Raw genomic sequence first — 24,620 nt, 5'->3', positions numbered from 1 at the left:
ATAAAACTAATCCTGTTAGTTTTCGCAACAAAATGGAGGGGATACCGTGCGAATACAACGAGAATGGTTTGTTAATCAATTAACTTTCTTCCCGAACTTATTTCCTGTCAATTGTTATCTTGTTGAAGAAGAGGATGGCCTTACACTCATTGATACCGCCCTACCTTTCAGTGCAAAACCCATTCTTCAAGCTGCAAAACAGATCGGAAAACCCATCCTCCGCATCTGTCTAACTCACTCACACTCTGACCATGTCGGTGCTCTTGATTCTTTGAAAGAAGCTTTACCGACGGTTCCTATCTATGTATCGCATCGAGAAGCTCGACTGATGAATGGCGATCACACCTTGGACGACGATGAACCCCAAACTCCAATCCGAGGAGGGTTTTCGTCGAAACTAAAAACACGCCCCGATCATTTTCTCCATGAAGGGATACGAATTGGTTCCCTTCTTGCCATCGAAACACCTGGGCACACTCCCGGATCCATGTCCTTTATTGATACAAGGAATGATGCCATGATCGTGGGAGATGCCATACAAACCCGAGGGGGAATCGCTGTTGCAGGGACACTTCGGCCCTTCTTCCCATTTCCCGCCTTTGCCACTTGGAATCATGAGAAAGCAGTGGAAAGCGCCCGTCACATTCGGGATTGTACACCCTCACTTCTCGCCTGTGGACATGGGCAAATGTTAAAAAAGCCCTTAGACGCCATTGACCTTGCGATAAGCTTTGCGACCTCTCGTATTTCACCAACCCATTAACCAAGGAGGAACCCATGGCTCGAACCAGACTGGAGATCAACCATTTGCTACAAGTAACGGCTGATCTTGCAGACCAAAATGGGCTTGAAGCCGTCACGCTGACTTCTCTCGCTGAAAAATTGGGCATTCGTGCCCCTTCTCTCTATAATCACATCGAGGGACTGACTGATTTACGTATGAAACTTGCTATCTATGGATTTCAACAGATTTACGAAGTCCTGATTCACGCAACCGATGGACAATCAGGTGTCCCAGCAATTATGACCTTCGGAAAGGCATATCTCTCCTTCGTTCGTAACCACCCTGGCCTTTATGAAGCGACCACCCATGCACCCAACCCACAACATCCCCAAATACAAGAATTAGGTTTCACAACGGTAATCCATGTCCTTCAACTGCTCCAACCACTTAATATCGAAAGTAACACGGCTGTACACATTACGCGTGGCCTTCGCAGCTTACTTCATGGATTTGCTTCCCTCGAACAACACAAAGGATTCACCCTTCCTCTTGACGTTGATCATAGCATCGAAGTTGCCATTGAGAGTTTTCTAACGGGTGCCTTATCCCTACATACAAAAAATCACCGTCCTCCTTCCCCATAATTCCTTTGATACGTGTTGGATCTCTTCCCCAGGTACCCTTTCATTCGCACCAGGTAGCCCCTTTACCCCTTTGAAGAAGAGTGACACACCACAAAAAGTCGTCACCCATGGGAGACGACTTTTTGTGGTGTAAATTAAAGCATTAATCCTTTACCTGTGTATCAAATAATTTTTGATACTCCTCGTATCCCTCTTTTTTAAGCTCACTCTTCGGGATAAAACGCAACGCCGCCGAGTTAATACAGTAGCGCAGGCCTTCTGGACCCGGACCATCATCAAAGACATGACCCAAGTGTGAATCCGCGGTTTTACTCCGCACCTCTGTGCGAATCATCCCAAACTTTCGGTCTTCCCGCTCTTGAATTTCTTCCTTCTGAATCGGCTGGGTAAAGCTTGGCCATCCACAACCCGCATCATATTGATCCTGAGAACTAAACAACGGCTCTCCTGAAACAATATCCACATAAATTCCCTCTTCTTTATGATCCCAAAATTCATTACGGAAGGGAGGCTCTGTAGCATCCTTCTGGGTAACATCATACTGCATGGGAGTTAGCTTTTTTTTCAGCTCCTCATCACTCGGCTTACGATTGGCCATGGGATTCCCTCCTGTTCCACGTTCTTCTCATGTTCTTCCCTGAATTTTTATGATTAAAAGATCATTTTTTTAACATTTTCCCCATGCGATCCGCCGCTTCAAGGGCTGGGGGAACCACTTCAATCATTCGTTCCATGGTTAAGCGACCCACTGGACCGGAAATAGCAAGGGCAGCAACAACTTCTTGGTCAGCATTTCTTACCGGAACGGCAACTGCACTCGTCCCTGCCTCTCGTTCTTCAATACTTGTTGCATACCCAAGTTTTTTTATTTCCTGTAATTGGGTAAGATAAGATACCTGATCTACTGACTCTGGCCAGGTAGGGTCACCCAGTATCAACGCTTGCTCGGAAGGAGGAGCAAATGCGGCCAATACTTTACTGGAGGCGCCAACAGCAAGGGGCATCCGACTTCCGATCGGAGCCACTCTACGAATCGCTTGAAGGCTTTCTACTGCCTGTACACGTACGCGTTCAAATCCATCTCGAACATATAAACTAACGGTTTCATCAATTCCATCACGGAGGCGCTCCATCTCCTGCAGGAAGAGGACCGCCATATCATCTGTACGAGAAAGGTTGGCAGACAATTCCCATACACGAAAACCGAGGCGATATTTGTCGGTATCAGGGTCACGAATGAGAAATCCTTTCTCCTCACAGGTAGCCAATAACCGGTAGACAGTGCTTTTGTTTAATTCGGTCATGCGAGAAATCTCTGTTAAGGAGAGTGTCGGTTGGCGTGTAAAACAGAGCAAGATATCCAAGGCTCGCTCAGCAGCACGAACCGTCTTTTTTCCTTCCAAAGCGGTACCTCCTTCCATTGCATAGAGTGAAAATGATTTTCATTTACCATTATAGAAAGGGGAGAGTTGGAACGCAAGCAAGTTCTCCCCCTTTTTGACGGCAGAGAGAGAATCTGCCTATGAATTCTGTTTATTTTTCATCCTAATTGATCTTGTAAAAAAGGGCAACAGAAGTACCAATTCAGGGTATACAAAGGGTGGCGTAACATTGTATAATAGTACCGGAATTTCAAAACTACGTTTCAACAGATGAAACCAAAACGCGTAAACACGCACATCCTCAACACTAGAAGGAGGTTTTCGTATGTCTAACAAAGATCTCTTCGGCGTGAAGAGCAAACTGACTACCGGCGGTAAAGAGTATACCTATTTCCGTCTGGCAGGTCTTCAAGAACAAGGTGTCGGCAATGTATCCCGCCTTCCGTTCTCCATTAAAGTCCTATTGGAAGCCGCTGTTCGCCAACATGACGGGGTAGCCGTCACAAAGGAACACGTTGAACAACTAGCAAATTGGGCAGACAAACCTACCAAAAATGAAGTTGCATTTAAACCTGCTCGGATTGTATTGCAAGACTTTACGGGAGTACCTGCTGTAGTGGACTTGGCAGCACTCCGTTCCGCAATGGATCGCGTAGGTGGCGACCCCAAACGGATCAACCCACTTATTCCAGTTGACTTGGTCATTGACCACTCCGTCATGGTTGATAAATTTGGTACGGAAGATTCCCTTGAATACAACATGAACCTGGAATTTGAACGGAATGAAGAACGCTATCGCCTCCTCCGTTGGGCTAAGGAAGCTTTCGACAATTTCCAAGCAGTACCTCCCGCAACCGGGATCGTTCACCAGGTGAACTTGGAATACTTAGCAAAAGTTGCACAAACCCGTGAAGTTGACGGCGAAACCCAAGTTTTCCCAGATTCTCTCGTTGGAACCGATTCCCACACCACCATGATTAACGGTCTTGGTGTTACGGGTTGGGGTGTTGGTGGTATTGAAGCGGAAGCCGGAATGCTTGGACAGCCTCTCTACTTCCTGACTCCTGAAGTAATCGGCTTTAAGCTGACCGGTCAACTTTCTGAAGGGGCGACAGCAACGGACTTGGCGCTCACCGTTACAGAAATGCTCCGTAAAAAAGGCGTTGTTGGTAAATTTGTCGAGTTCTACGGATCAGGTCTTTCCAATATCAGCCTGGCCGATCGGGCCACCGTGGCCAATATGGCTCCTGAATATGGGGCAACGATGGGCTTCTTCCCAGTTGATGAAGAGTCCCTCAACTACCTGCGGAATACTGGGCGCGATGAAGCTTTGATTGATCTAGTCAAAGAATACTATGTAGCTCAAGGAATGTTCCGGACGGACGATCTCCAAGATCCTGTATTTACTGATACCATCGAACTGGATCTTGCCGATGTAAAACCGAGCCTTGCAGGTCCGCGTCGTCCTCAAGACCGGATCGAATTGACTGACATGAAAAAAACCTGGGTAGATACCCTGTCCAAACCTCTCGAAGAGGGTGGATTCGGTGAAACCAACCCAAGCAAAAAAGCCCAAGTAGAAATGGACGGCAAATCCTTCGAGCTTGATAACGGATCCGTCGTCATCGCGGCGATCACTTCTTGTACCAATACCTCTAACCCGAGTGTGATGCTAGGAGCTGCATTGGTCGCTCATAAAGCGGTACAAAAAGGGCTCACAGTAAAACCCTATGTAAAAACCAGTTTAACTCCTGGTTCCAAAGTAGTTACCGAGTACTTGAACAAATCAGGGATGATGGACTCCCTTGCTAAACTTGGTTTTACTCTGGCTGGCTATGGTTGTGCCACTTGTATCGGTAACAGTGGACCCCTACCCGAAGAGATTTCCCAGGCAATTAATGATGAAGGGCTAACCGTTGCCTCTGTTCTCTCGGGTAACCGGAACTTTGAAGGCCGCATTCACCCGGATGTAAAAGCAAACTATCTTGCTTCACCACCGCTTGTTGTGGCATACGCTCTTGCGGGTACAGTCAATATTGACTTTGAAAAAGATCCAATTGGTCATGATCACGATGGTAACCCGGTCTTCTTCAAAGACATTTGGCCAAGCAACGAAGAGGTTAAGCAAACGGTGGCAGCTTCGATGAACGCGGATCAATTCCGTGAACAATATGGGCAAGTATTTGATGCCAACGAACGCTGGAACCAAATTGAATTCCCGAAAGGGGATCTATATGGATGGGATGACAATTCCACCTACATCCAAGAGCCTCCTTTCTTTGTAGACTTGTCTGCTGATCTCGATCCAGTCGAAGAAATCAAAGGGGCTCGTGTAATGGCATTGCTGGCTGATTCGGTCACCACGGATCACATCTCCCCAGCTGGTTCCATCGCTCCTAGTAGCCCTGCAGGCAAATTCCTAAAGGAAAACGGTGTCCAGCCTCGTGATTTCAACTCCTATGGCTCTCGTCGTGGGAACGACCGTGTCATGACCCGTGGAACCTTTGCGAACATCCGGATCCGTAACCAGATGCTCTCGGGTGTAGAAGGTGGCTTCACCAAGCATATCCCGTCAGGTGAAACCATGGCCATCTACGATGCGGCAATGAAATACAAAGAAGAGAACATTCCTTTGGTTGTTCTCGCTGGTAAGGAATATGGTACTGGTTCTTCTCGTGACTGGGCAGCTAAAGGAACCAACCTTCTCGGAGTAAAGGCTGTTATCGCTGAATCCTTCGAGCGGATTCATCGCTCCAACTTGGTAGGTATGGGTGTACTTCCTTTGCAATTCGAAGATGGGCAAAGCTGGAAGTCCTTCGGTTTGACCGGCGAAGAAACCTTCGATATCACAGGGATTTCCAATGACGTTCAACCCTTCGATAAAGTTCAAGTCACCGCTACCAAAAACGATGGTTCCAAAGTCGAATTTGACGCGATTGTCCGCTTGGATAGCCAAGTCGACGTTCACTATTATAAAAATGGTGGTATCCTGCAAACAGTATTGCGTCAAATTCTCAAAGAAGAAGTCAATGCGTAAATGATGAAGCCTTTACGCCTTCATCATGCTCAAATTACCGTTCCAAAGGGCGCTGAAGAAGAAGCTCGCCGCTTTTATTGTGAAGTGCTCGGCCTATCTGAGCTTCCTAAACCCGATTCTCTTGCTGGGCGCGGCGGTTTCTGGCTTCACCTCGGCGATAGTGAGATCCATATCGGTACCGAAGATGGGGTAACTCGTCACCAGACGAAAGCGCATCTCGCGTACGAAGTGGAAAATATCGACCGCTGGAGAACACGCCTTGAACAGGAAGGCGCAGTCATTCTCGATTCCATCCCCATTCCAGGGTATAATCGCTTTGAACTGCGTGACCCCTTTGGTAATCGCTTGGAATTGATTGAACGGCAATAGTAAAACCCCCTTTGCAACATCGTTGCGAAGGGGGTTTTTATTATTGATCGGACTTCTTATGCATACTCACTGCCTCATTTCCACCAGCGCCGCTGTTACGCTCTCGTAATAGCTTCCATAAGATAAAGGTAATACCGACTGCCCACATGGCAATCAATCCAGTATAGACGATTCCTTCTCCAATGGGCGTCGTCAAATCAAAGCTACTCATCAAGGTTTTTGCATTTGTAACTAAAATTAATCCCCCAACTAATACACCCAGTAACGAGGCTGGAATAATCTTCACTAGCCATGCTGCAATCGGTGCAGCAATCACTCCCCCAGCCATCAATGCAATCACCCACGTCCAACTCACTTGGCTCCACCCGAGGGAAATTAAAAATCCCAAGGAGGCAGCTAGCGCAATGGCAAATTCACTTGTATCGACAGAGCCGACTACCGTTCTCGGTTGGGCTCCTTTTCTTGCCAATAACGTAGGGGTCGTCAAGGGCCCCCATCCCCCTCCACCTGTGGCATCAGCAAACCCTGCAATGACACCGAGAGGAATGAGAAAGCGACGTCTTGGTGACTTGGCTTTCTGAGTGTTCTTCTGGGGCCTTATAAACAAAAAACGGACAAAAACATACAACCCCAACAAAAATAAAAAGGCAGCAATATACGGCCTTACCGCACTCGAAGATAAGCTACTTAAGAAACAGGCTCCGCCAAAGGCACCAATCGATCCCGGTAGAATGAGTCCCCGAACAATGCTTTTGTCCACATTTCCAAAGCGCCAATGTGAATAACCAGAGGCAGCAGTGGTAACCAGTTCCGCAATATGCACCGAAGCTGAGGCAACCGCTGGTGCAATTCCATAAGCTAGCAATAATGAAGTAGAGGTTACTCCATAAGCCATCCCTAAGGAACCATCCACAAGTTGTGCCGCCAAGCCGATTAAAGCAAGCACCAGCAACTTTCGCATGCAAACTCTCCTCCCTCTCCCCTAACCCAATCCATTTAACGGAATGCTGATCATATCCGTCGACTTTAGCGCTGATCCAATGTATGCCGCACAGTGGATTCAGGTACCTCTTTGTGCAAAAAAAATGGCACAAAAAAACACCCTATATAGATAGGGCGCTTACATACCGTCTCATAAGCTTATTTTAACCGTGTACGTACCTGAGCAAAGGTTTGCATGGAATTGTACCATGAAGAAACCTTTCCATCAGGAACACCTGCTGTCAATAACCTTCGCTGTCCTAACCGACGACAGGCTCCTCCCTCCATCAGGAGAAGATAGTCAGCGACTTCAGCAAAGGACAGGTTGCTTGTAGCAATTAATATAATCCCTTTATGGCGGCGCTCTGCAATTTCTGCATTGAGGAGCGTTAACCCCAGTTCATCCAATCCGACTGTGGGTTCATCCAACAACCAAATGGGTGGATCCGCAATCAAACTCTGAGAGACAATATACCGAGCTGAGACCCCTTCAGGGAGATCTTTGACCAATTGATTCCGGTGAGCTGCCAAACCCCATTTAGCCATCAGCTTGGACACCTTTACTTTGGGACGAGGGTGACCACAAGCTTCAGCAATATCATACAGAGACTCTTCTAATGTCCATTCCCGGCGGGAGCGCTTTTTACTAGGAACATAGCCAATCCGTTTTCGCAAAGTAGCTGCAGAGGATTCCGTTCCCATCGCTGCAACGCTCCGAGACCATACACGGACTTCCTTTTGTCCAATATGATAAGTAATCCGACCGTCATCGGGCACCAGTGCACCGGCTGTCATCCGTAACAGCGTAGTTTTACCCGAACCCTGTGGACCGAGAACAGCCGTGATGCCATTTCTTACCGTCGTAGTGAAATCGAGGAGCCCAAGACGGGAATCCATGCGATAGGGTCGGTGGCTAGGATCCATAGCGGAATCTTGAAACCGTTTATTCACATGGGACCATTCAATATACAAAAGGCTCATCCTTTCATCCAACCTATCCACCTACTTTAAGCATAACCGAAAAACCTAAACTTTCAATATTGAATTACGTAATTAAACCCTCATCCAGCCTTCACTCCACAATTTTTCGACACAATATCCCCTGAAAAGTATATTTTTTCAATTGCGACATTGTAAAAGCTATGATATGGTGAACTCGGTAACCGCATAGAAACGGGAGCTTGGAGGAGCCAGGCTGAGAGGGCGGGGAAATTCTACGCCGACCGTGATACCTGATCTGGGTAATGCCAGCGTAGGGAACAGGGAATCACCCTGTCTTTTTCCGTCATGAAGAGGACAAAAGGACCGTACGCATAATGTGTACGGTCCTTTCTGTTATCCCATCAGAGCATCGCTGACCGCCTAATCCTTTCGTGTGGGCCAAAATCAATGGAGGAGGGCACAACCAATGCAAATTAGCCAAGGGGCATTCCCCAATAGTAAGAAGGTATATGAAACCGGTTCAAGGGCAGACATTCGCGTACCAATGAGAGAGATTCAGCTAACCCCGACAACGAACGAGGAGGGTGAGCGTCCCAATGACCCCGTCCGTGTATACGATTGTAGTGGCCCCTATACCGACCCAGATGTAACCATCGATATTCGCAAAGGCATTGCTTCCACCCGGAAGAACTGGATTCTTGAACGGGGAGATGTAGAGGAATATGAAGGGCGTCCCATTCAGCCGATCGATAATGGACGGAAAACCTCCCCAGGAGCAACCATTCCGGAAACGTTGTCCCGTCGTCCCCTACGGGCTAAAAAAGGGATGAACGTGACACAGATGCACTATGCTCGCAAGGGGATCATCACACCCGAGATGGAATTTATCGCCATCCGAGAAGGATATGACCCTGAATTTGTGCGGGAAGAAGTAGCCACAGGACGTGCAATCATCCCCTCCAACATCAACCATCCCGAGAGCGAACCGATGATCATCGGTAAAAACTTTCACGTAAAAATCAATGCCAACATTGGTAACTCCGCCGTTACCTCATCGATTGAGGAAGAAGTGGAGAAAATGGTTTGGGCCACTCGCTGGGGGGCTGATAACATCATGGATCTTTCCACTGGGAAAGATATTCACACCACACGCGAGTGGATTGTTCGCAACTCTCCTGTTCCCGTTGGAACCGTGCCTCTTTATCAAGCATTGGAAAAAGCAGGGGGAGAACCTGCCAACCTCACCTGGGAGCTCTACCGGGATACCCTCATTGAACAAGCAGAACAAGGTGTCGATTATTTCACGATCCATGCAGGCGTACTCCTACGTTATATTCCACTCACAGTGAACCGAATGACAGGCATTGTTTCTCGCGGAGGCTCGATCATGGCGGCATGGTGCCTTGCTCACCATGAAGAAAGTTTTCTCTATACTCATTTCCGAGAGATCTGCGAAATCATGCGCAACTATGACATCGCCTTCTCCCTAGGTGATGGTCTTCGTCCGGGTTCCATCGCTGATGCCAATGATGAAGCACAATTTGCTGAACTGCGCACACTGGGTGAATTAACGCAAATTGCCTGGGAATACGATGTACAAGTGATGATCGAAGGGCCAGGCCATGTCCCTCTTCACCAAATTAAAGAAAACGTCGATTTGCAACAGGACATTTGTCACGAAGCGCCCTTCTATACCCTCGGGCCACTCACTACCGATATCGCTCCCGCATATGACCATATCACCTCCGCGATCGGGGCAGCATTAATCGGTTGGCATGGGACAGCCATGCTTTGCTATGTCACTCCCAAAGAGCATCTGGGCTTACCCAATCGTGAAGATGTAAAAGAGGGCGTTATCGCCTATAAAATTGCAGCACACGCCGCCGATCTAGCCAAAGGACATCCTCGCGCTCAACAACGGGATGATGCGCTGTCAAAGGCACGCTTTGAATTCCGCTGGGAGGATCAATTCAATCTCTCTCTTGATCCAGACCGGGCTCGTTCTTATCATGATGAGACCCTCCCTGCAGAACCAGCAAAAACGGCTCATTTTTGCTCCATGTGTGGACCCAAGTTTTGTAGCATGCGTATTACCCAGGACATTCGCCGTTATGCTGAAGAACAACAACTCTCCGTCACGGATGCTAAAGAAGAAGGGCTTCGTGAAAAAGCGGCTGAATTCCGCGAAAAGGGAAATCAAATTTATCACACCACAGTGAAGGAATAAGAACGACCTATTGATTTCTACCATACAAAAACCGCTTCTCTAATGAGAAGCGGTTTTTGCTATTCTTACCCCTAGATATCCGTCACAGTGGCCACAGCAGCCACTGTGGCTGCCGCTTGCATCCCCACAATCGTATCCGATACGGCTTCTTTATAGATTTCGCCCCGACTCAACTCCCGTAAGCGACGACGAGCTTGCGGTTGCTCTTCTTCGGGAAATAACACACGCACTAAATTGCATTTTAAGGCAACACTTGCTAAGACAAGGGTGCGTTCATCAGGCACCTTCGCATCCTTCGGAAGCAGGCGAATTTTTTCCTGTAGTCTCTTTACTTGATGGTGCTCCTTGATTGACCAAGTAATCCGTGAGAATAGCCCCCACTTACGCTCTTTCTTTCTCTGCAAGATCTTTCGCTGAGCTAATCGATTCATCAACCGTTTTTTAATTTCTGAATCTCCCAGTTTTCTAATCCAATGGGAGGCCTCTAATGTACCCGAATCGGTGATCGTCTCCTGGAGAACGTGATCTAACACTTCATCTCCAATTGGTTGATCATCAATAACCACGACTTTCTTCCCCCGAAGCTCCAGCCTCTTTTGTACAACCAATTCGAGAAGAACCGCTCCTGCTAATCCATAGGGAAGAGGCCGTTCACACACCGAACGTGTCTCCCCTGTCTCTTCGTCCAGACAGAGTAACAACAATTCTTCTGCGATTGTTAGCAACGATTTCACTCCTCAACTGATCGCTCTGTTCTTTACCATCTCGATTCTATCATATTCACCTTGTCCCCAATCTTGTTGAATTGGAGAAAAAAAGAGTGAGTTCTTTGGAGACCAACCTCTCTTCTCCATTCGTGGCGAAGAGCCCACCCCTGACCCCTCTTTCCTACCTAACCATCCTCCTCATGTTTCCAACCACAACATTTCAAAGGATTTCACCCTCTTCTTCACGAAAAGAGGTAAGGAGAACCTAAGATAGTGATAGGATATTTTCTGTGGAGGGATCGACGATGTCACTAAGCACCACACTCCAAGTCCGCTTTAATGAATGCGATGGCCTTGGACATGTAAACAATGCTGTCTACTATACCTACATGGAAGCGGCTCGTACTGAACTCTTTCAACTTCTTGATCCAGAAATGGACATCAACAACTGGAAGTTGATCGTTGTCTCGACGAGTTGTGAATATAAAGCGCAAGCCACCTTCGGTCAATGGCTAACAATTACGACAGAGATCGAAAAAGTCGGCACCAGTAGCTTTACGGTAGTCCATCAAATTCTTGATCGCCAAACGGAGGAATTAATCGCCATCGGACGTGCGGTAATGGTTCACTTTAACTACCAAGATCAAAAGAGCACACCCCTCACGCCAATGATGATTAAAACCTTACAATCCCTTTCTCTTCCCCAATAACGCTAAACCAAACACCCCCTACTCCATTTTTACGAATGGAATAGGGGGTGTTCTTAGGACTGTTGGTCCAGTATTCAATTAATATCATACGAGTTAGCACGAGCTACATAGGGGAGTACAGTCGCATTTACCAGCTAAGTGTTGCCATTGATATCAATGGCAACACTTAGCTGGTAACGTTTCTTTTTAACCGTCGTTATGGAACTTATTTGCCACTAATATTCCTTGACAGGAATATTCCTTATTGGGTATAATCAATTCGAAAGGACGATATTACTAGTGATGATGTAGAGAGACCTTAACTGGAGACCATCACTTGACGAGGTGAGCCACATGTCAAGGAAGATCCCCGGTATGAACATGATGACGCTGAGCGCTTTGTCTGAACCCAATCGTTTAAATATCGTCGAGCTATTGCGTGACGGTCCCCTGACCGTTGGGGAAATTGCCGACCAGTTGGGATTGAAGCAACCTCAAACTTCGAAGCATCTGAAAGTGCTAAGCGACAATGGGATTGTAGAAGTGCAAGCCGAAGCAAACCGCCGCATCTACAAGCTTCGATTCGAACCCTTCCAAGAACTAGATTCTTGGGTGCAGTCCTTCCAGCATGTGATGCAAGAAAGATTCGATAATCTAGATAATTATTTAAAGGAATTACAAGACAAAGACAAGTGATAAAATCAAGGAGGAATTACGATGTCCAACAATTCATTGGTATCGAGAGTAGAGAATGATCGGGTATTGGTACTGGAGCGAATTTTCAATGCGCCACGCGAACTTGTATTCAAGATGTTTAAAGAACCGGAGCATCTAAAACGCTGGTGGGGTCCAAAGGGCTGGGAGCTTCCAGTCTGCACCATCGATTTCCATCCAGGAGGTGTTTGGCACTACTGTATGAAGTGCATCGATCAGAATCAAGGTCAATTTTTTGGTATGGAATCTTGGGGCAAAGGGGTTTATAAGGAGATTATTGAGCCAGATAAGATTGTCTACACCGATTATTTTTCCAATGCCGAAGGTAATTTGAATCAATCCATGCCATCCTCCGAAATTACGATGGAATTCATCGATTTAGGTGAAAAGACCAAGCTAATCAGCCGTGCTGAATATGTTTCGTCAGAAGCCCTTACCACCGTCATGGACATGGGTATGGTACAGGGTATCACCGAGACTTGGGACCGTTTGAATGAGCTTGTGGAATCACTGAAGTAGAATAACCACACCGCTAATTTTAGCGTTGAAATAAGATTTACAATTGAATATAAAAAGGGGTAAATATCAATGATTAATCGTCTAGGCCAAATCATGTTATATGTAAATAACCAAGATGAAGCTAAGGAGTTTTGGACAACCAAAGTAGGGTTTAGTGTCATTGCAGAGGAAGACCATCCTCAAGGAATCAGATGGATTGAAATTGCTCCAACGAAAGAAGCAGAAACAAGTATCATTCTTCATAATAAGGATGTTATTGCGAAAATGTCGCCTGAATTACATCTCGGTACCCCTTCCTTAATGTTCTTCTCAAGCGAATTTGATCATTTGTATCATCATTTATCAAACAACAATGTGATCGTCGGAGAAATTGTAAATATGCCCTCTGGTAGAGTATTTAACTTTGCAGATAGTGAAAATAACTACTTTGCAGTCATGGAAAAAAAGTAAATTTACAATTAATATACGAGGGCGGTGCTTGAATAAAGGCATCGCCTTTTTGCTTTATAAAACAGATTACCCACCTGGACAATGTAAGTAATAAGGGTTAGTTAAAAATCATACTGGATGACATAGATGATGTAATTTTCATCGTAAACGTGTGGAGAGAAGTATTATCTAGGAAGCGTATGAATTGGTTTTTTGTACCGATTTGCTAGTACTGAGATGAAATATGTGATACATTCAATATAATCTGAAATTCAAAGGAGAATTCTACGTATGCCAATACATACTGTAATGGGCTAATTGAATAAAAAGACTATTCCTACCAAGGGGGTAGTCTGTCTATTAAACCATTACAGGAACGCAAAGTAGAATTTCTTATATCTCTTGCGGAAACCGATCATGATATGGTTTCCGCTTTTTCGTGCCCAATAAATCGGATATCGAATACACCGAGCGTTCCTTTACCAAGAGGTGAAGGGAATTGTCAGTACATTATTTAAAATGGGATTTAACGAAAGTAACACCAGAGCCAATGGAAAGGTACTGCCGGCAATGTGGTAGAGTCGTTCCTTTTGAAGATTCTTTCAGACGAAGACAAAATGCAAATGGTAAGGACATTTACGAATACGCTATTTACAAATGTGAGAAGGGTCATACTTGGAATAAGAAACTCCAGACCATGAAGGCATACCCCGGTATGATAAATCCTCAGCAACCAGCAGGATTATTTTCAGAGTCAATTCCAGAGGTGTGGTATAGAGAGCTTTTGCAAACGGGCATTACCTTCATACAAATTGATATCGAGTACGTCGACAAGAGGCATCGACTTGATCTGACCTTATCCACTCGAATAAAGGACATGAGTCGAGAGACGATTCAAAAAAAGATCAAACAAGGGACTATTCAAGTGAATCACCTGCATGTCGCTCCTAACTATTCCATTCGCACAAAGGATACGATAACGATTCTTGTTCAAGATATTTAACAAAGAAAGAACGGATTGGTTAAACCATCCGTTCTTTCTACTCAAAATCGATGTCATTCAACCACTACTTAAAGACCAAGGTACCTCTTACCTTGGTCTTTAACATGACCTTTATCAAAAGGCTTGTACCTTCTCCTTGATCGGGGGTACTACCTTCTCCTTCCGTTTCATAAAGGCACGTTGTCCTTTCCAGTAGAAAAAGATTCCGGACCCCGAAATTACTGCAAGCATGACAAAGGCCCAACCTCCACCCCATTGAGACAGAAACCAACCACCAAGGGAAGGTCCAATGAAAAAACCAAGCGCTTGAAATCCACTTGCACCAAAGTAAGAACCTCGCATCCCGGTTTTTGCAAGCCCATCGACAAATAGGCTACTGGATAAGAAGAGTAGGATTTCTCCCACCGTAAAAACGAAAATACCGATGTAAAGCAGGCCCATCACTTGGCCCCCAGCAAAAAGAAGTAACCCCACTGAAAATAATAAGCTTCCAATAATCATATTGGAAAGTAAGGGGCGTTTTTCTGCTCGTCGCGTAATCACAGCCTGAAAGACGATTACAGTTAACGCATTAATGGCCAGGAGGATGGAATACAACTTACTCTCACTCCCAAACAATTGCTCCACATATAAGGGTAAGTTACTTTGCATTTGGGAGTATCCAATATTACTGATCAAGCCGCCTATGATAAACCATCCCAACGCCACATCGCGACGCATAACACCGATTACCTCAAGAAAGCGAACTCTCTCCACTTTACTTTTAGGAGATAGATCCTCTTTATATCGAGAGGTAACCATGACAAGCAAAACACCATAGATCAAATAAGCCATACCCGTAATAAAAAAAGTAAGGGATCCTGATATCATGGCTAACCACGCACCGAGTAACGGTCCCACTGCAGCACCAATATTAATCGCCATGTAACGAATACCAAACACACGCATCCGCTTCTCCTTGGGTGTCAAATCTGCCATCAGCGCTTGACTCGTCGGTTCAAAAAACGAACGACATAACCCATTGAGAAGGTTAAGGATCAGGAACACCCATACCCCTTTGGCTAACGAAAACCCTACATAAACGCCCGCCCAAACAAAAAGCGTAACGACCATCACAATCATGCGACCAAATCGATCCGACAAATTCCCGCCAATAAACCCCCCGACAGTTCCCGCCAACGCTCCTATCCCTAAAATCAATCCGATTAACCACGGCTCCAACGAGGACACCCGGGAAAGATAAATCGCTAAAAAGGGATAACTCATAAACGAAGCCGCCCGAGCAAACACCGTCCCCCCCATCAAAATCCATATCATCGGGTGATATTGTATATAGAGCGCCCGCAATCGATTCATTATTCTTCCTTCTTTCTATGATTGATCATCACCAAAGACTCCCATTCAACGACTCTACTCAAATGGAACCCTTTAGCGAAAATAAATTTATATGATTTAATTCGTTAATCGAAAGAATAATCCTCTCTGATCCGAACATATTTTCTTACTCATTCAAGCATAGCGGGGAATTATATGGGGTCAGGCGTTTAGGGACAAAAGTCATCCTCGAATTCGTTTCTCAAAGTGAGTTGCACCTGCTCATTCTCTAATTGCGGACAGTGCATTTTTACATCCTTGCCAATGACAAGTCTCTTGTGCTCCCACACGCTCTCCGGCATCCAATTTTCGGATAATTGACACTCTTAATATTATATATAAAAACAACAAATATAAAAAAACCGTCAACCGACGGCTTTTATATATCATCAAACAAATTTACATTCCATCTAATATACCATCTTCCTCTTTCCCTAACTCCATCTGCGTCTTATAAATACTTAACAAGTACTTTTCAAATTTCATCTGATCTATTTTTTCATAACACTGTGAAAGTCGGAAATTCAATTTCTGTTCTGCTTGCCTATCGTTAATTTTTCGAGCAATTTCCAAGGCGCGTTCATAATACGAGATCGCCTTCAGCTTGTTATCACTTCTTTTCCAATAGTCACCCATTACACGCAATGCATACATGAGATTAGAGTCATCATCATGTTCTACTGAGTTAGCAATTGCTTTTTCAAACCATTCTTTCGCATCCTCTTTTTTCCCCTGTTGTAAGTGTAATTTCCCTAGCCCAATATATGTATCTGTTCTCAAATTGATTTCACTCATCAGTATCTGTTGGTAAGTAAGACTATTGTTAAAGCAAGCTTCTGCTCTTTTCCATTCACTTTTTGCTGTATATGAGAACCCTAATACTATAAGAAATCGAAAAATGGATGTGTAATGTTTATTTATTCTAGCCAATGTTAACCCTTCATTTGCATAGTGAATAGCTTCATCGACCATTCCTGCTTTTTGTAACAAATATGATCTTATAGAATAAAGCGTCAATACATTGTCCGTTTGATCAATTTGCTCCATAGAATCCCAAATATCTTGAATCACTTTTAATCCTTCCACAATTCTGTCTAATCGTTCTAAAAAAACGGCTTTATTTCGAATCAAAGAAAACTTCACATACTTACGCTCTTTTACTTCTTTAAAAGCATCTAACCCATTATTAGTAAAAATAAGCGCTTCTTCTATTTTATTTTGATGGTAGTAACACATGCCCAAATCGAGATAGGAAATTGCTTCAATGTTTTCAAAATCATGATGGTGATTACACAAACTAATCGCTAAAGTATAGCACCGCTCTGCTTGCTTCCAGTTTTTTATATATCGATAAGCTTTACCCTTAATGAATTGTAAAAGCGCAAAATTTACATCATTATCCTCAAGTTGAATCTCTTCTAATTGCTTTATTGCAATTGATGGGTCACCGTTCATCTCAATAAATGTTTCAATCGAAGACAATCTGAACTTTATCTCATCCAGTTCATCCCGCTGATCATTTAATAATGAAGGAATTTCTTCCGTACTGATTCCTAGCTTTTCTACAAGATAATACACTTTTGATAATTTCACATGAGTTATCCCGCGTTCAATGTTACTAATGGTCGCAGAAGAGATATTTTCATCGGATAAGTCTTCCAAGCGAAGCCCCTTCGATTTTCGGACTCTTCGTACCGCTTCACCTACATCTTTTAATTTTTCAGGTTCCATGTCGACAAAACTTCCTCCTTTGTCACTTCATTCCACTTTATTCTACATCAACGGGACTAAAACGAGCACGAATAATGTATCTCCAGTTTAAAATTCATCAAGAAGAAAATACTTTTTTAACCTCTTTCCCAAATACACGTGATATTCGTCTCATAAAAAAACCAGGTACCTTGTAGCACCCAGTTTTCTATATGCATCGATCACGTATGTGTAGCGATTCATTTTTGATAATGTTGTGGTTGGCAATGGTCCAAATAGGTAGGCGCCTTATCGATCTCATCGGCGGAAGCCGTTGCGAATAGGTCAGCACCTCCTGTAAGGTCTTGAATCGCTTCGACCAGACCTTTGCGGACAGCTCTCTCCAACTCCTCTCCTTGCAATGATGAGAAGGAGGCTAAGGTTGCCACGGTATCAATATAGACGGGACGATCCCCCTCTGCCATTTCGTAAAAAGCATTGAGGGCAGAAACCGCTTGCTCACGATCTGTATGCACCAAAAGAGTGGCATGTGCTAAAACGTATCCCGGACGCTTGGATGAAAGACCCGCGGGTCCCCCCTTCCATACTTGTGACGTACCGACTACTTTTTTGCCTTGAATCACGACATTATAGCGTCCATCGCAAAAGGATCCTGGTACTTCGCCAAAATATGAATCCAAACCAAGAATGGCTTTAGCCATCTTCATCAAAGGGTAGCCTAGCATGCGGTAGATATCATCAATCGTCCATGCTGATTCTTTGGGACGCGGAAGAAATAGAGAAAGGTTTAGCGTCCCAGGACCGTGTGGAACCGCTGTACCGCCACTCTGGCGTACATATACCGGCCAGTCGACACCTTTCATCATTAATGCCGCATCCATGCCTGAGCGTGTACGAATATCCTTTTTCGCTACCACCAACCCCTGTGGTCCTTGCCAAATGCGGAGGGTAGCCGGTGCCTTGCCATGAGCAACCGCTTCCCCAATTGCCTCTTCCATCGCATAGGATAGGGGAGTCGCATTTTCAAAGGATTCATCAATGATCCGCCATTCTTTCATCTCTCGATAAATGGACGCCGCTCTTGCTAGGTTTTTTGCTTCTTCCATTTTACTCATCTCTATTCCTCATAAAATAGCCGTTTCTCAAAACTTCATCCCCCCCATTATAACGTAATCACTCATTGAATCTCCCATAGACCGATCATTCACACAATCAGGAAAATATCTTTAATGAAGGAATGTTGGTGCTGTCTTTTTTCTGTAACATAACAATTACCCTTCCTTCATTTAATCCGTCGCTAAACCCTAACAAAGCTACGGTTTTAAAGGTTTTCTGCCACTAGGATCGTAAGTTTCATTCGCCCTTACATTACTCCTACATTAAGCGTTGTTTACAAATGGGCAAAACCCCTCTACAGCAACGAATTCCTGTGTATAATAAACACAACAAAACAATTTCGGAGGTGGATGGATCATGAATCAGACGGCCATTGGACTTTTTAACGCAACGATACTCAGTATCCCATGTTGGATGGGTATTGCCTACGTCCTCCGCCACGTCCTCTGATCGATCCTTCCACCAGTCGATGGGTGGAGAGAAGACTCTGCCAATCGGGTGTAGGAAAAATCAACAACCACCACCGTGATGGATCGTACCCATCACGGTTTTTCCTTTTTGCAGGGCATTATCCACTTACAACCTATTTACAAAATGGCATATTGCCCTTACAATGGTATAGCTATACTTTCGTATAGAGGGTGGGCGAGGGATACTAACAATTGAAGTGATAAAGGATGTTGCAACAACTTATGCAGTGGTTAAATCCACAAGCAGAAGGATCTTCTTGGAAGAAAGAGATCACTGCTGGACTTACCTCATTTTTTACTGCTGCTTATATCGTGGTAGTGAACCCCCTCATTCTCCAGGATGCGGGCATTCCGCTTGGAGCCGGGGTTGTAGCTACTGTAGCTGTATCGGTCTTTGGCTGCTTGCTGATGGCCTTTTGGGCACGAGCACCCATTATCATGATTCCTGCGATGGGGATCAATGCTTTTTTCACCTTTACCATCGTGCACTCGCTAGGGCTCTCCTGGCAAGCGGGATTAGGAACCGTCGTGATCTCCGGTATTCTATTCCTGATCGCTGCCATGACACCGATTGGAGCGAAATTGTCTGAGGCTGTACCCTCTTCCTTAAAACATGGGATCACAGCGGGCATTGGCTTATTTCTAGCTTTTATCGGCTTGCAAAAGGGAGCCTTGATCGTACCCAGTACAAAAAGCTTCGTTGCATTAGGGGATTTCACAAGCCCGGTTGCGATAATTACCCTTGCGGGTCTACTTTTTACGCTTGTCCTCTATGTGCGTAATGTAAAAGGTAGCTTTCTTCTGGGGATCTTATTTATTACCCTTCTTTCCATTCTGACAGGGACACAGTCTTCAGGTGGATTGAAAGAAACCAACTTTGCTGATTACAGTCAGGTATTTTTTGCTGCTGAATTCCCATTGGCTTCGCTTTCCTTCTGGATCGCGGTATTTTCATTAACGATGATTGTTGTTTTTGAAAACATGGGACTTCTTACAGGGATGTTACCAAACAAGGATCGCTTCTCTTCTTCCTACAAAGTAACGGCGGTAACCTCCCTCGCGGCTGGATTGTTCGGAACAAGTCCGACGATTGCATCCGCTGAAAGCGCCTCAGGGATCGCTGAAGGTGGCAAAACCGGAATACCTGCTCTCGTAGCTGGGATTCTTTTTGTAGGGGCGGCTTTTAGCCTACCCGTATTGGGAATGATCCCAAACAATGCAGCGGCACCGGTATTGCTTATTGTAGGAGCACTGATGATGCAAAGTGTCTCACACATTTCCTTCTCCGATTTCTCGGAAGGGTTTCCTGCATTCCTCATCATCGCAGGTATTCCCCTAACCTCCAGCATTGCTGATGGTCTTGCCTTTGGATTTATTGCTTATCCATTACTCAAAGTCGCCCTCGGTCGCTGGAAGCAGGTGCCTTCACTTGTGTATGTAATCGCAAGTATGTTCTTGATCAATCTCATTGCAACCGCACTGACTTCTCATTAAAAAAACCCCTTCCTGCTTACGGCAGGAGGGGGTTTTAGTTTTTGTTACCTGATTCCTTAACGCTAAGGCCCTTGGCAAGGTTATCTGCATTCTTATTCATCAGGCTAAAATAATCCTCACCTGCATTCTGTTGCTTTGGAGTAATTCCCTCCACAGGATTTAGGGTTAAAGCTTTTGCTCCTATTTCCTCACGTACGGTTTCAGCCACTTTCCCACTGACAAGCTCTTCAAAGTAAATATAATGAACATCGTATTTACGGGCCTGTTGTATCACCGTTTGTAATTCCTTTGCACTTGGCTCATCAGAAGGGGATAACCCGGATACTGCGATCTGAGTCAGTCCATAACGCGCTGCCAAATGGCTAAAGGCAGCATGGGAAGTAATAAAGGTGTGCTGGTTACTATCCTTCACCATCTTCTTGAACTTTTGATCCAAGGCCATAAATTTCTTGACAAGATTCGCATAATTTCTTTCATACTCCTTCTTATGCTTTGGATCTTTTTTGATAAGCGCTTGTTCAATCGCTTGCGCTTGTTGCTCAGCCTTGATGGGATCCAGCCATACATGTGGATCCGACTGACCTGAAACGGATGTCTCCACTTCTTGAGAAGCATTCACCACCAATGCATTCCCGTCTTGAAGCATGGGCTTTGCCTTTTCAATCCATGACTCTAAACCGATCCCGTTATAGATAAAGAGATCTGCGTCACTTAACGGGGCGATCTCTCTAATTTTGGGTTCATAATCGTGGGGTTCTACGCCTGGAGGTACCATGTTTTTCACCATGACATGATGACCACCAATTTTCTTTGCAAAATCAGCTAAAGGATAAAAGCTTGTGTAGATGAGCACTTTCCCTTTTTTATCGGGAATATCTACCCCCGTTGTACATCCTGCTGTAACCAGAAGAACAAGTAAACCGAGGATGAATCCATAACGCCAACCAGCCAAACTGTACACCTCCAAATCTGAGTAGTTTTATCCATGCACAATTATTTCAACGTAGCTCCTTTTTCTCATCTACTACCTATTATAGAGGTCAGTGTCTCGTATGTAAATCGAAATCTTTACGATTTGTATTCTATACGATTCATCGAATTATTTCCTGGTTTTTTAATCGACTACAGAATCAACAAGCCTCCGATTTTGGTAGTTTATTCCCTTCACGACTGGTACAATGGAATTACCAACGCAAGTGATGGCCGGGGGCCGGTCGTAACTCCCTTCATGAAAGGGGGTGCGGCCTATACTGGAGAAGATCGTGTTGATCCTCACCCTGTTACGTGGTTTGTTAGAAATCTGGCGATTCGTTGAAGAACGAAAAGCCAGAAAAGACAGCAAACGCCCCCGGTCTAAGCGTAAAGGTTAGCGGCCTAGCGCTTAGGTGGGGGCGTCTCATTTCCCAACTACGACCGGCCGAAGCCAGCGTTGTGTACATGACAGTCGGGTAGCCGCCCGGCTGTCTTTGTTATGGCAATATCTCCTCATGGCCCTCGCCTTCTTGTGTCAGACCCCATCTGCCAGGAAGGTTCAAGTCATCGACCCAAATGAGGGACACAAGGTGGGCGAGTTTGAATCTGGGGACTCTCCGCATGAGAGCAATTATTCCCCTGTAAGCCCAGTTACAATTAGCAAACGCCCCTAATCTAAGCGTAAAGGTTAGAGACCTTGCGCTTAAGTTGGGGGCGTCGACCAGTCAAAGGTGCATTGTTGTGTGCAACGACAGTTGGGACTCTGCCAGCTGTCTTTGTGATGGTGATGTTGGAAGTACATCCGTGATCCGCTTGCGTGTTAATGTCCTGGATCACTGATAATACACTTCTCGTATTGAATATATTGCTGAATAGATTGCGGCTGCGACTCCATCATCATGGGAGTCACTGTCAAGGAAATGATCATAACCATCCCAACAAAAAGGCTAATCGATCGCAACGACCTCACCCGCCCCTCTGTATATTTTTTGTTGTACATTGAACATATTTACTGTACAACATTGGAATTCCTCCTCATTATCCCCTTTATAGCATTCAGCCAACCAATACCAACCTTTGTACTCTTTTTCTGTATAGTTAAAGCGATGGGCTAGTTCAATTGCTTGGCGATAATAAGTAATCGCTTCATATTTGTTGTGTTGTTGAAAAAATAGATCCCCTAATGCCAGAAGCCCATCGACTTTGTAAGCGATTTCAAAATTCTCGGCTTGTTGAACTGCCTTGCTAAGCGTTGCCTCCGCTTTTGTCCATTGCTTTTGTTTTATGTAGAGATGTCCCATTTGAATACTGGCACGAACAAATCGATTGCTTTGCTCCAAGGAAATTTCCATGGCGATTCGAAAACAATTCTCTGCTTTTTCCCATTCTTCCCTTGTGGTATAAATGCTCCCTAATACTGACCACAGATCAAACAAACCATGATGGGAGTTGATCGCGGCGAATCGAATCCCTTCCTGCGCGCATTGAAGGGCATCACCTAATGCGCCACTTTTTCTTAGAAACTCGGATTTCAGCCAGTAGAATGAGGATCGTGTCTCCAATTGATCGATTTGATCGATTTCATCCCACACCTCTTCTACGACTTTTAAACCTTCCATCACCTTCCCCATCCGCTCTAAAAATGTCGCTTTATTTCTAAGAAGTAGATACTTAAGAAACTTTCTTTCCCCATGCGGATTGAAAGCATCAATACCACTATTCGTATAGTCCAGAGCCGCTTGGAGATCATTCTGGTAGTAGCTACATAGTCCTAAGTCACTGAAGCTAAATGCTTCGATATTGGAGGTATCCATTTCATTCTGACTGGCAATACGAATGGCATGGGTAAATTCCTTTTCCGCTTTTCGATAGTTTTTAGTGAAGAGGGCATTCACTCCGCGTAGCCATTTCACCTCCGCTGCGACAGGCTTATCATCCCCATCCTCAATCGAAGACAACAGTTCATCCGCTTGATCATATTTACCCTTTCGTTGTAATGATTCAATCGAGAGCATTTTCAGTTTTAAGTCTTCTAGCAACATTTGTTCTTCGCGTATCAGTGATGGGATCTCCTTTAATTTTATTCCATATTTTTCTAAAACGTAGTTCAATTTCTCGATCTTTACTTGTGATATACCCCGTTCTAAATTACTCAAAGTTGCAGAGGATATATTTTCATCCGCCACATCTTCTAAACGCAATCCTTTCTTTTTTCTGATGTTTCTTAAAATTACACCTATTTCATTGTTGGAGTAATCTAACATCAGGATCCCACCCTTCAGTGATTCGTGATACCCCTATACTAACGGATAACATAACGATTGGGAATATTTATTTGTATTTGTAGTATTATATTAAGTTGCCCGATATGAGACTCCACAACTGGCTGATCAACTAGTGTCAAAGATACCGTTCAATTCGCTTCTTGAAGGAAACTCCCCCTGCTCGTCCATAACGAATTTGGAGTGGAGAGTACGCTCCAATCGCAGGTCTTGTGCTCCCACATCACCCTCTCTAACTTCTGGATAATTACCACTGTAGATAGCGATGATCAATATTTGAACCTCCCCCACCTACGCTAACGCTAAGAGGTGGGGGATTCTTGGAAACTCCCATCGACTGACAGGATACACTCCAAGCTTAGACCGTCGTCCCAACGGCAAGAATCTTTAGTCCTTCTTGCAAAATGTTTTTGGATGCATTGATGTCTCGATCATGATGGGAGTGGCACGTAGGACATGTCCATTCTCGTAGGTTGAGGTTTTTTACGTCCTTATTGCGGTAGCCACAGGCTGAGCATAGCTGGCTGGAAGGGAACTGTTTCCCTACTTTCACGACGTTTCGTCCGTGCCATTCTGCCTTGTAGGTGAGCATGGCAACGAACTCCGACCAGGATGCATCCGTGATCGATTTGGCTAACTTGTGATTCTTCACCATGTTCTTTACGGAAAGATCTTCGATGCAGATCGTTTGGTTTTCACGAATCAGCTTCGAGGACAGTTTATGTAGGAAGTCGAGACGCGCGTTTACGATCTTCTCATGGATACGGGCGACTTTGATGCGGGCTTTGTGCCAATTGGAACCGCCTTTAGTTCGACGGCTCATGATCCTTTGCGC

General features: G+C 44.9%; 22 protein-coding genes. 11 read left to right on the top strand and 11 right to left on the bottom strand.

The window, feature by feature from the left end:
- Nucleotides 1–46: 46 nt before the first annotated feature.
- Both CHX35_RS07505 and CHX35_RS07500 read left to right on the top strand, forming a co-directional pair.
- Nucleotides 47–763 (top strand): MBL fold metallo-hydrolase, encoded by a 717-nt coding sequence (locus tag CHX35_RS07505; protein WP_091836230.1) that lies wholly within the window; start codon nucleotides 47–49, stop codon nucleotides 761–763.
- A 14-nt stretch (nucleotides 764–777) separates the two neighbouring features.
- Complete coding sequence (locus CHX35_RS07500) at nucleotides 778–1,368, top strand: TetR-like C-terminal domain-containing protein (protein WP_091836228.1); 591 nt, start codon at nucleotides 778–780, stop codon at nucleotides 1,366–1,368.
- 142 nt (nucleotides 1,369–1,510) lie between these two features.
- Here CHX35_RS07500 and msrB read toward each other — a convergent pair whose 3' ends face one another.
- Both msrB and CHX35_RS07490 read right to left on the bottom strand, forming a co-directional pair.
- Nucleotides 1,511–1,966, bottom strand: coding sequence for a peptide-methionine (R)-S-oxide reductase MsrB (msrB, locus tag CHX35_RS07495; RefSeq protein ID WP_091836226.1), 456 nt, complete (start codon nucleotides 1,964–1,966; stop codon nucleotides 1,511–1,513).
- A 61-nt stretch (nucleotides 1,967–2,027) separates the two neighbouring features.
- Complete coding sequence (locus CHX35_RS07490) at nucleotides 2,028–2,789, bottom strand: IclR family transcriptional regulator (RefSeq protein WP_091836224.1); 762 nt, start codon at nucleotides 2,787–2,789, stop codon at nucleotides 2,028–2,030.
- 286 nt (nucleotides 2,790–3,075) lie between these two features.
- Between CHX35_RS07490 and acnA the strand changes: the two genes are divergently transcribed.
- Nucleotides 3,076–5,787 carry an aconitate hydratase AcnA gene (gene acnA, locus CHX35_RS07485; RefSeq protein WP_091836223.1) on the top strand — a complete coding sequence of 904 codons (2,712 nt, stop codon included), beginning with the start codon at nucleotides 3,076–3,078 and terminating at the stop codon, nucleotides 5,785–5,787.
- Nucleotides 5,788–6,156: a VOC family protein gene (locus CHX35_RS07480; RefSeq protein WP_245838693.1), complete on the top strand. Its 369-nt coding sequence runs from the start codon at nucleotides 5,788–5,790 to the stop codon at nucleotides 6,154–6,156. It begins immediately after the preceding gene.
- A 40-nt stretch (nucleotides 6,157–6,196) separates the two neighbouring features.
- Here the strand turns inward: CHX35_RS07480 and CHX35_RS07475 are convergent, their stop codons facing one another.
- Both CHX35_RS07475 and CHX35_RS07470 read right to left on the bottom strand, forming a co-directional pair.
- Nucleotides 6,197–7,117: a sulfite exporter TauE/SafE family protein gene (locus CHX35_RS07475; RefSeq protein ID WP_091836221.1), complete on the bottom strand. Its 921-nt coding sequence runs from the start codon at nucleotides 7,115–7,117 to the stop codon at nucleotides 6,197–6,199.
- Between the two features lie 179 nt (nucleotides 7,118–7,296).
- On the bottom strand, nucleotides 7,297–8,130 hold the full coding sequence (locus CHX35_RS07470) for an ATP-binding cassette domain-containing protein (RefSeq protein WP_091836219.1): 834 nt from the start codon (nucleotides 8,128–8,130) through the stop codon (nucleotides 7,297–7,299).
- Between the two features lie 415 nt (nucleotides 8,131–8,545).
- On the opposite strand from CHX35_RS07470, the gene thiC reads away from it, so the two are divergent.
- Nucleotides 8,546–10,306, top strand: coding sequence for a phosphomethylpyrimidine synthase ThiC (thiC, locus tag CHX35_RS07465; protein WP_091836217.1), 1,761 nt, complete (start codon nucleotides 8,546–8,548; stop codon nucleotides 10,304–10,306).
- Between the two features lie 71 nt (nucleotides 10,307–10,377).
- On the opposite strand, the gene CHX35_RS07460 is transcribed toward thiC, so the two are convergent.
- The gene (locus CHX35_RS07460; protein ID WP_176391956.1) at nucleotides 10,378–11,031 is read right to left on the bottom strand and encodes a GOLPH3/VPS74 family protein; all 654 of its coding nucleotides are present in this window, start codon (nucleotides 11,029–11,031) and stop codon (nucleotides 10,378–10,380) included.
- 287 nt (nucleotides 11,032–11,318) lie between these two features.
- Between CHX35_RS07460 and CHX35_RS07455 the strand changes: the two genes are divergently transcribed.
- The 5 genes from CHX35_RS07455 to CHX35_RS17240 all read left to right on the top strand — a co-directional run bounded on the left by CHX35_RS07455 (nucleotide 11,319) and on the right by CHX35_RS17240 (nucleotide 14,367).
- On the top strand, nucleotides 11,319–11,723 hold the full coding sequence (locus CHX35_RS07455; protein WP_091836213.1) for an acyl-CoA thioesterase: 405 nt from the start codon (nucleotides 11,319–11,321) through the stop codon (nucleotides 11,721–11,723).
- A 333-nt stretch (nucleotides 11,724–12,056) separates the two neighbouring features.
- Entirely contained in the window at nucleotides 12,057–12,398 is a 342-nt protein-coding gene (locus CHX35_RS07450; RefSeq protein WP_091836211.1) for an ArsR/SmtB family transcription factor, read from the top strand.
- A 21-nt stretch (nucleotides 12,399–12,419) separates the two neighbouring features.
- Nucleotides 12,420–12,935, top strand: a complete 516-nt coding sequence (locus CHX35_RS07445; RefSeq protein WP_091836209.1) for an SRPBCC family protein — start codon at nucleotides 12,420–12,422, stop codon at nucleotides 12,933–12,935.
- Nucleotides 12,936–13,004: 69 nt separating this feature from the next.
- The gene (locus CHX35_RS07440) at nucleotides 13,005–13,385 is read left to right on the top strand and encodes a VOC family protein (protein WP_091836207.1); all 381 of its coding nucleotides are present in this window, start codon (nucleotides 13,005–13,007) and stop codon (nucleotides 13,383–13,385) included.
- A 694-nt stretch (nucleotides 13,386–14,079) separates the two neighbouring features.
- A complete protein-coding gene (locus tag CHX35_RS17240) occupies nucleotides 14,080–14,367 on the top strand; it encodes an RNA-binding S4 domain-containing protein (RefSeq protein WP_140413570.1) in 288 nt (95 codons plus the stop codon).
- Nucleotides 14,368–14,481: 114 nt separating this feature from the next.
- Here the strand turns inward: CHX35_RS17240 and CHX35_RS07430 are convergent, their stop codons facing one another.
- From CHX35_RS07430 to CHX35_RS07420, 3 genes are all read right to left on the bottom strand, one after another.
- Nucleotides 14,482–15,723 carry an MDR family MFS transporter gene (locus CHX35_RS07430; RefSeq protein WP_091836203.1) on the bottom strand — a complete coding sequence of 414 codons (1,242 nt, stop codon included), beginning with the start codon at nucleotides 15,721–15,723 and terminating at the stop codon, nucleotides 14,482–14,484.
- A 417-nt stretch (nucleotides 15,724–16,140) separates the two neighbouring features.
- On the bottom strand, nucleotides 16,141–17,472 hold the full coding sequence (locus tag CHX35_RS07425; RefSeq protein WP_091836202.1) for a helix-turn-helix transcriptional regulator: 1,332 nt from the start codon (nucleotides 17,470–17,472) through the stop codon (nucleotides 16,141–16,143).
- A 218-nt stretch (nucleotides 17,473–17,690) separates the two neighbouring features.
- Nucleotides 17,691–18,566 (bottom strand): lipoate--protein ligase family protein, encoded by an 876-nt coding sequence (locus CHX35_RS07420; protein ID WP_091836200.1) that lies wholly within the window; start codon nucleotides 18,564–18,566, stop codon nucleotides 17,691–17,693.
- A 678-nt stretch (nucleotides 18,567–19,244) separates the two neighbouring features.
- Between CHX35_RS07420 and CHX35_RS07415 the strand changes: the two genes are divergently transcribed.
- Nucleotides 19,245–20,531 carry an NCS2 family permease gene (locus CHX35_RS07415; protein ID WP_091836198.1) on the top strand — a complete coding sequence of 429 codons (1,287 nt, stop codon included), beginning with the start codon at nucleotides 19,245–19,247 and terminating at the stop codon, nucleotides 20,529–20,531.
- 34 nt (nucleotides 20,532–20,565) lie between these two features.
- On the opposite strand, the gene CHX35_RS07410 is transcribed toward CHX35_RS07415, so the two are convergent.
- The 3 genes from CHX35_RS07410 to CHX35_RS07400 all read right to left on the bottom strand — a co-directional run.
- Nucleotides 20,566–21,483 (bottom strand): metal ABC transporter solute-binding protein, Zn/Mn family, encoded by a 918-nt coding sequence (locus tag CHX35_RS07410; protein WP_176391955.1) that lies wholly within the window; start codon nucleotides 21,481–21,483, stop codon nucleotides 20,566–20,568.
- Between the two features lie 967 nt (nucleotides 21,484–22,450).
- A complete protein-coding gene (locus CHX35_RS07405) occupies nucleotides 22,451–23,767 on the bottom strand; it encodes a tetratricopeptide repeat protein (RefSeq protein WP_091836194.1) in 1,317 nt (438 codons plus the stop codon).
- 376 nt (nucleotides 23,768–24,143) lie between these two features.
- Nucleotides 24,144–24,620 (bottom strand): RNA-guided endonuclease TnpB family protein (locus CHX35_RS07400; protein WP_091836148.1); only part of this gene is annotated, 477 nt, incomplete at its 5' end.

Source organism: Marininema halotolerans (genome assembly GCF_900116235.1).
Lineage (GTDB): Bacteria > Bacillota > Bacilli > Thermoactinomycetales > DSM-45169 > Marininema > Marininema halotolerans.
This window is presented reverse-complemented; position numbering and strand designations above follow the sequence as displayed.

Bases quoted from the DNA above. Each gene is read 5' to 3' on its own strand.
- CHX35_RS07425 (WP_091836202.1), bottom strand. From the start codon at position 17,472: ATGGAACCTGAAAAATTAAAAGATGTAGGTGAAGCGGTACGAAGAGTC.
- CHX35_RS07455 (WP_091836213.1), top strand. From the start codon at position 11,319: ATGTCACTAAGCACCACACTCCAAGTCCGCTTTAATGAATGCGATGGC.
- msrB (WP_091836226.1), bottom strand. From the start codon at position 1,966: ATGGCCAATCGTAAGCCGAGTGATGAGGAGCTGAAAAAAAAGCTAACT.
- CHX35_RS07430 (WP_091836203.1), bottom strand. From the start codon at position 15,723: ATGAATCGATTGCGGGCGCTCTATATACAATATCACCCGATGATATGG.
- CHX35_RS07480 (WP_245838693.1), top strand. From the start codon at position 5,788: ATGATGAAGCCTTTACGCCTTCATCATGCTCAAATTACCGTTCCAAAG.
- CHX35_RS07415 (WP_091836198.1), top strand. From the start codon at position 19,245: ATGTTGCAACAACTTATGCAGTGGTTAAATCCACAAGCAGAAGGATCT.
- CHX35_RS07450 (WP_091836211.1), top strand. From the start codon at position 12,057: ATGTCAAGGAAGATCCCCGGTATGAACATGATGACGCTGAGCGCTTTG.
- CHX35_RS07500 (WP_091836228.1), top strand. From the start codon at position 778: ATGGCTCGAACCAGACTGGAGATCAACCATTTGCTACAAGTAACGGCT.
- CHX35_RS17240 (WP_140413570.1), top strand. From the start codon at position 14,080: ATGATAAATCCTCAGCAACCAGCAGGATTATTTTCAGAGTCAATTCCA.
- acnA (WP_091836223.1), top strand. From the start codon at position 3,076: ATGTCTAACAAAGATCTCTTCGGCGTGAAGAGCAAACTGACTACCGGC.
- CHX35_RS07440 (WP_091836207.1), top strand. From the start codon at position 13,005: ATGATTAATCGTCTAGGCCAAATCATGTTATATGTAAATAACCAAGAT.
- CHX35_RS07420 (WP_091836200.1), bottom strand. From the start codon at position 18,566: ATGAGTAAAATGGAAGAAGCAAAAAACCTAGCAAGAGCGGCGTCCATT.
- CHX35_RS07445 (WP_091836209.1), top strand. From the start codon at position 12,420: ATGTCCAACAATTCATTGGTATCGAGAGTAGAGAATGATCGGGTATTG.
- CHX35_RS07405 (WP_091836194.1), bottom strand. From the start codon at position 23,767: ATGTTAGATTACTCCAACAATGAAATAGGTGTAATTTTAAGAAACATC.
- thiC (WP_091836217.1), top strand. From the start codon at position 8,546: ATGCAAATTAGCCAAGGGGCATTCCCCAATAGTAAGAAGGTATATGAA.
- CHX35_RS07490 (WP_091836224.1), bottom strand. From the start codon at position 2,789: ATGGAAGGAGGTACCGCTTTGGAAGGAAAAAAGACGGTTCGTGCTGCT.
- CHX35_RS07475 (WP_091836221.1), bottom strand. From the start codon at position 7,117: ATGCGAAAGTTGCTGGTGCTTGCTTTAATCGGCTTGGCGGCACAACTT.